This is a genomic window from Ferrovum myxofaciens (assembly GCF_000735045.1).
In the GTDB taxonomy this organism is placed as follows: Bacteria; Pseudomonadota; Gammaproteobacteria; order Burkholderiales; family Ferrovaceae; genus Ferrovum; species Ferrovum myxofaciens.
Genome location: NZ_JPOQ01000015.1, coordinates 36,993 through 43,618 on the forward strand (window position 1 = coordinate 36,993; position 6,626 = coordinate 43,618).

At 55.0% G+C, this 6,626-nt stretch carries 6 protein-coding genes; 4 read left to right on the forward strand and 2 right to left on the reverse strand.

The genetic code is table 11. The annotated features are described in order from the left end of the window. The first annotated feature begins 2 nt into the window (after positions 1 to 2). Positions 3 to 1,403, forward strand: coding sequence for an exopolysaccharide Pel transporter PelG (gene pelG, locus IV91_RS0103560; RefSeq protein WP_031596060.1), 1,401 nt, complete (start codon positions 3 to 5; stop codon positions 1,401 to 1,403). Continuing rightward, complete coding sequence (locus tag IV91_RS0103565; protein ID WP_084189894.1) at positions 1,378 to 2,247, forward strand: endo alpha-1,4 polygalactosaminidase; 870 nt, start codon at positions 1,378 to 1,380, stop codon at positions 2,245 to 2,247. Before pelG ends, IV91_RS0103565 begins: the two co-directional genes overlap by 26 nt. A gap of 4 nt (positions 2,248 to 2,251) precedes the next feature. Here the strand turns inward: IV91_RS0103565 and IV91_RS0103570 are convergent, their stop codons facing one another. Together IV91_RS0103570 and IV91_RS16655 are read right to left on the reverse strand one after the other, a co-directional pair. Further along, on the reverse strand, positions 2,252 to 3,190 hold the full coding sequence (locus IV91_RS0103570) for an HPP family protein (protein WP_035417062.1): 939 nt from the start codon (positions 3,188 to 3,190) through the stop codon (positions 2,252 to 2,254). 14 nt (positions 3,191 to 3,204) lie between these two features. Continuing rightward, entirely contained in the window at positions 3,205 to 3,738 is a 534-nt protein-coding gene (locus tag IV91_RS16655; protein ID WP_051861988.1) for an ion channel, read from the reverse strand. A 202-nt stretch (positions 3,739 to 3,940) separates the two neighbouring features. Between IV91_RS16655 and IV91_RS0103580 the strand changes: the two genes are divergently transcribed. Both IV91_RS0103580 and IV91_RS0103585 read left to right on the forward strand, forming a co-directional pair. Continuing rightward, a complete protein-coding gene (locus IV91_RS0103580) occupies positions 3,941 to 6,175 on the forward strand; it encodes a TonB-dependent receptor (RefSeq protein ID WP_031596064.1) in 2,235 nt (744 codons plus the stop codon). A 79-nt stretch (positions 6,176 to 6,254) separates the two neighbouring features. Next, on the forward strand, positions 6,255 to 6,626 hold a 372-nt coding region (locus tag IV91_RS0103585), incomplete at its 3' end, for a MotA/TolQ/ExbB proton channel family protein (RefSeq protein WP_035417069.1).

Here is a 6,626-nt window from a genome sequence, read left to right on the forward strand (position 1 = left end):
CGATGGCCGGCATTGGCTTTGAAATACGCAAAATTCTCCACAAGGATAATCTGACCAGTACGCTGGCTGCCTACAGTTATGCGGGGTTGATTGGTTCCGGACCCCTGATTCTGTCCATCGTCTCGATCCAGTTGATCAGCCTGTTCAGTTTGTCGGTGGCGCGCACCAATTTTCCCATCGTTCAGTTTCAGGTTTCCCTGACCTATTTGATTGCGGCGAGCCAGATTCTAACGGGCGCGGTGCAATTGATGTTTACCCGCTATATTTCAGACCGTCTCTTCGGGAACGAAAACGAGACGGTGTTGCCCAGTTACCATGCGGTGCTGCTGGTGGTGACTTTGGGGGCCGGGATCCTGGGGTTGATCCTGTGTTTTACGGCGTTTGCCGGCATGGATATTGACTATCGCCTGTTGATGCTGACGGCCTTCGTGTTGTTGTGCAATATCTGGTGCGGCATCATTTTTCTGTCGGGAATCAAGCAATACCGGGCGATTTTGTTGCTGTTCGTGGTGGGCTACGGATCGGCGGTGATTTTTGCCTTGTTCCTGTTTCCCCGGTTCGGATTGAACGGATTGATCGGCAGTTTCGTTCTGGGTCATATCCTTTTGATTCTGGGGATGCACGCCCTGATCTACCGCAATTTTCGTTCGGAAAAATATATTTCCTGGCAGGTCTTCGACCGCAGGTTCAATTATCCCCGTCTGGGCGTGGTGGGCCTTTGCTACTATCTGGGCGAGTGGTTGCACAAGATCCAGTTTTGGTACTATCCCTTCACAGGGCAACCGGTCATCGGGCCATTGCATGCCTCGTTCATTTACGACTATCCGATCTTTTTGTCCTATCTGGCGGTGTTGCCCGGAATGGCATTTTTCCTGTTGCGCATCGAAACGGATTTTGTGGAATATTACAATGCCTTTTACGATGCCGTGCGTTCGGGGGGGACTTATGAACATCTTCAGAACATGCGCAACATGATGGTGCGCGGGGTCCGCACGGGACTCTACGAGGTGCTCAAAATCCAGGGCATCGTGGTGCTGCTGGTCTTCGCTTTCGGAGGGGATTTGCTTCATCTCGTGGGCATATCGGTCTATTACCTGCCCCTTCTGCGGATCGATACCATTTCCGCCAGTTTGCAGGTGCTTTTCCTGGTGGCGATCAACGTATTTCTGTACATCGATCGCCAGCGGGTGGTCATGATCCTGTCCGTTTTGTTTGTGGTATTGACGGGGTTATTTACCTGGGTTACCTTGAAAATAGGACCGGAAACCTACGGCTATGGGTTTGCCCTGTCCAGTTTTGTGGTGGTCTTGATGGCAATCTTTTATCTGGAACAGTATTTTTCTGAACTGGAATACGAAACCTACATGCTCCATCAGGATGAACTGGTCTATAGCCATAACTGAAGGAGTGTCTGTGGGACGGCGGGGTAAAGCGAGCATCTGGTTTTTGCTGGTATTGTGGGGGGTCAGTCCGCATCTATTGGCGAGACCTTTGACGGTGGCTTTCTATTACGGCAAACATCCCGCCGTACGGGAACTGGCGGATTTCGATCTGGTGGTGGTGGATCCCGACAGTGATTTTACCCCGGTGCATTATCCCCGCAGTCGGGCCCGTTGGATTGCCTATGTGAGTGTGGGCGAAGTGACTCCCAATCGGGGGTATTACGATCTCTTTCCAAAATCCTGGATTCTGGGCGATGATCCCGACTGGAATTCTGAAATCATTGATCAGACTTCGCCGGCATGGCCCGCCTACTTTGCCGAGCAGGTGGTGCGTCCCTTGTGGAATCGGGGCTACCGGGGGTTTTTTCTGGACACCCTGGATTCCTGGCGCAAGGTGGTGACGGACCCCCAGGAACAGGAAAGACAACAACTCGGGTTGGTCCGCTTGATTGTGACCTTGCATCGAAAATTTCCTCAAGCACAGATCGTTCTGAATCGAGGATTTGAATTATTGCCCAAGGTCCATTCCCTGGTCAATGCAGTGGTGGTGGAGTCCGTATTTCAGGGATGGAACCAGAAAGATAAAATCTATTACGCAGTTTCTGCTCAGGATACCCAGTGGCTATTGGGTCAGATCGATGCCATTCGCCGTCAGTATCGCTTGCCCGTCATCGTTCTTGACTACTGTGATCCTCAAAATCCCGACTGTGCCCTCCAGGATGTTTCTGCTCTGCGCCGGGCCGGGGTGATTCCCTATGTGTCCGACGGGCTTCTTCAGGTGATCAATCCACTGACCTTGCGTTGACCGGTTATCCCTGGGCGGGGGGGTGGGCAAGGGATCGGTGTCGAAGTTTGTACTGACGAAAAATCAGGGACAGCAACCCCGTTCCCAGAGCCACCGCCAGGGGAAAGCGCCAGTCGGGGTGGTCGATGACGAAGGGCAATAGTCCCACGGCGGTGGCGGGGGGGGCATGCAAATCAAAAAAACGGATCAGGGCAATGGAAACGCCCATGGACAGGATCACGGCCAGGGGCCCGTGCCCGAGCAACAGAAAAATCCCCAACCCCGAGGAAGCGGTCAATAGACAGGCCAGAACCAGCAGCACGGGTTTTCTCGCCCAGGGGCAGACATCGGCATGGGCAAACATTTCATAGGCAATAACCACCAGGGGGGGGTACAGAATGAAGCGCCAGCCGGAAAAGAGCACCAGTCCCATGGCAATGGCCAAAAAAACGATGAAGTAGGGTAACCAATGGTATTGGGTGGCGGGGCATTCCACTTCATCATCGATTCGATCAGCTTGTGAAGGAGGGGGGAGCGGAGGGTGGGCGTTTTTTTGGAACTTTTGGCGCAGGACCGATCCCAGCGCCAATAGGGAGGTGCTGAAAAGCACGGCGCCTGCATACCACCAACTGCCATCATCCAGGGCGATGGGGAGTACCCCGGCAGAAATCGCGGGGGCGATGGGGGAGCGAAGGACCTTGATGAAGAACAGGGCCGCTGAAATTCCCAGTCCCAGCGACAGGGGGCCATAGCCCCACTGGTGTTGCAGCCATAAACCCACCACCGCCGCCAGAAAGGGAGTCAGCACCAGCAGGAGGGGAGCGCTGGCCCACTTTCCCTGGGGACGCTTGAAAATGTCGTAGGATAGAGCCGCCAACTCTGGAAAAAGCACATGGGAAATCCCGCTGATCAGAGCGACTTCTGCAATGCCTCCGATATAGCACAGGGCCAGGAGTTCTCCCATGTCAGTGCATCCTTTCAGTCTTCAACGGAGCCTTCACCGTTTTTGGAAGGCGGGGTTGTGGGGGGAGGTTTGTCTCGGACCGAGGCAAACTGGGCATCATAGGTCTTACCCACGATGTTGGCCAATACCCCGGTGGTCCAACCGAAGGTCAGCAGTCCGGACATGGTGATGAACATGGACAGTTGGCGCCACCCCATGGGCAACAATACATCTCCGTTTCCCAGCGACGTATAGGTTTCACCGGCCAGATAGAAGGCTGTACGCATGTCCGGAACGGCCTGCATGAAGTGCAGGATCAAGGCCAGGGAAAGGATTTCCGTCAGGTGGGTCAGCAGGATCAGGAAGACCAGGTAGAAAAAGTAGATCTGCCGGCGCAACTCATGATTTTCCCGGGCAAAACGCCACCAGTGGACTTCGAAGCGGTGCATGACCTGATACATGCCGAAACTGTGAATGAGCATGCAGAGCAGGATCATGACCAGCCCCAAACCGATCTCCAGAAAGGGGTGGACATCGGTGATCAGAGGGGCGGGGTTCAGGGCAACCATGGGGTGAACATCAGGAGTGGCATCCCTCTGGATTATAGCGAGATATGACCGTGCACTCCAGAGGATCTGGAAAATGCATAAAAGTTTCACAGAACTGCAATATTTGCGACACGACCCTGTCACAAAGAAATGGGAAAATACACCCTGAAAATAATAAACGGGCCAAGCCCCGACCCATTCACATTACTGACAGGAACACATCATGTACAAGAAGAAATTTCGTATGAGGCCGCTCATCTCCGGACTGTTTCACGCCTCCATGCTGACGGCCTTGCCGGGAACCCTATGGGCTTACGATCTGGGCTCGGTATCCAGCGGTGCAGGTAATAGCAACGAAGCCATTCCGCCTGCCGAGTCGGCATCGGCCAACGCCCCCACCCAGGGATCTCTGACCGCCACCGAACCTCAATCCGTCATCAACCGTAACTACATCGAGAATACCCAGACCGGGGCCTCCACCTATGTGGATAATGCGGCCATTGCGCCGGGGGTCTGGTCCGTCAGTCCCAATGGACCTGGGGGGAGCGATCAGGGCGGCGGATTGGTCATGCGTTCCTTCCAGGACGGGCAATACAACGTCACCTTCGACGGGATTCCCTTTGCGGACGGCGCGGATTTTACCCACCATGTGAATACCTACTTCCTGGGTCAGGATACGGGGGAAGTCACGGTGGATCGGGGGCCAGGGCGGGCCAGTACGGTGGGGGATTCCACCTACGGGGGAACCATCGCCCTGCGTTCCAACGATCCCCAGGGAGACCCTGCAGCAACGGTGCGTTCTCAGATCGGCAGTTTCAATTCCCGTCTGGTGGGATTTCAGTATGACACGGGGGTGATGCAGAACTACGGGGATGCCAGCGGGTTCATCGATTACAACCACTACCAGACCGACGGGGCGCTGACCAACGGCAATGAACGGCGGGGCAACGTCTTTGCCAAATTCATCAAACCGCTCAATGAAGACACCGCCATCACTGTGGTGGCCATGCAGAACAATACCTTTCAGAATGCATCGCCGGGGGCGACGGCGCAGCAGATTTCAAAATATGGTTCGAACTATGGGTTGAACCAGAATCCGCTGAGTACCGGCTATGTGGGGTATAACAACGATCAGTTCACTTCCAATTTCGATTACATCGGATTGCAAACCCGCTTTGGCGACTGGAAGATCGACAACAAAGTGTATACCACGTCCCTTGCCCACAATGCCATTAATGGCAATAATCCGAACGGAACATCGGGGCAAACTCTGGCAGGAGCCGGAAACGGGTTGTTATTGTCCGGCGGGAATATCGCACAGGGGTCCAACATTGCCGGCGTGACGGGGTTGACCGCCTACACCTCCTATGGCGATATTTTGCGGGCCACCCGGGCGCTGGGCAACGACGATCTGAATTTCGGGCTGTGGATCGAGCGTCAGTTGCACCAGTCCTGGACCAATAACGTGGATCTTTCCACCGGCGGACTCGGATCTATCATCAATCAGGCGGGTTTGGCCAATGGCGGGAATCAGGCGGAAACCAGTTCCATGAACACCATTCAGCCCTACGTGGAATATATCTGGCGCCCCACCAGCAAGTGGTCCATCACCCCAGGGCTGAAATTCAACGACTTCAACCGGACCTACAATTCAGCCTATGACACCACGGTGGGGGGCGCCTTTGCCTACTCCCATTCCTGGGCCTCGCTGCTGCCTTCTCTGGATGCGCACTACTATATCTCGGATAACTGGTCGGCTTATGGGCAAGCGGCCGCAGGGATGCAGGCGCCCATGCTGTTCGGCTCCTTCTATAACGCGAACCAGCCGATTCAGCCCAACACGGCGGTGGGCCTGTCTTATCTCGCCCCGGAAAAAACCATGAACTACCAGTTGGGGACGGTGTTCAAGAGCAGCAAATTGACGGCTTCCGCAGATGTCTATTACATCACCAACAACAACCTGTCCCAGCAAAGTGCGGTGGGGAACCTGATCACCGTCCAGAACATCGGGGCGGTGCATTTCCAGGGGGTGGAAGGAGAGGCGACCTATAACCTCGGTTCCGGATTCAATGCCTACGGCAACTATTCCCTGAACAGTTACACCAGTGCCATTCCCGTTCAGAATGCGCCGCAGAGTACGGCGGCCCTGGGGATGCTGTATGAGCACAACAAGACCAATGCCTCCTTGATCGCCAAGGAAATCGGGTCGCGCTGGGGGGGAACGGATGTCAACGGCAACTATGTGCACTTTGGCAGTTACACCACGGTCAACCTGGCCACCGGGTACAACTTTGGTTCCCTGGGTTGGGCCAAGGACGCCAAACTGGAGTTTCAACTGGATGATCTGTTCAACCGTACCGACATGATTGCCTATGCGGGCCAGACTCAAGGAAATAACGCCTTGTACTGGACCCTGCCGGGACGGATGTTTAGTCTCAACCTGAGCGCCGGATTCTAAATTTACTGTAGTACCTTCGGCCGTATCCCCCTTCACAGGGGGTACGGCATTTTTGCTATTGATTCGAGGAGAATGAACCATGACGATGCAAGGAATTCAAGCCGCAGCCCAAAGCTCAGGCGGCATACTCTATTTGATGGCCCTGTTGTTGCTGGTGGCCCTGACGGTCATCATCGAACGGGGTTGGTATCTGTGGCGGGTCCTGACTCAGGGGACCCAACTGATCAAGGAAGTGACCGGGGTGCACAAGGTATCGAAGGAAGCCTTCGAGGCCCTGGTGGTCCAGCATCCGGATTTGCCCCACGCCAAGGTCCTGGAAGCAGCACTTCATCATAACCTGGAGCATGATTTCGACCGAATTTCCGACAAACTGGAAGAATCCGTCATGCGCGAAGCGCCCCATGTGGACCGCTTCCTGTGGGTGCTGGACACCATCGTGACCCTGGCCCCC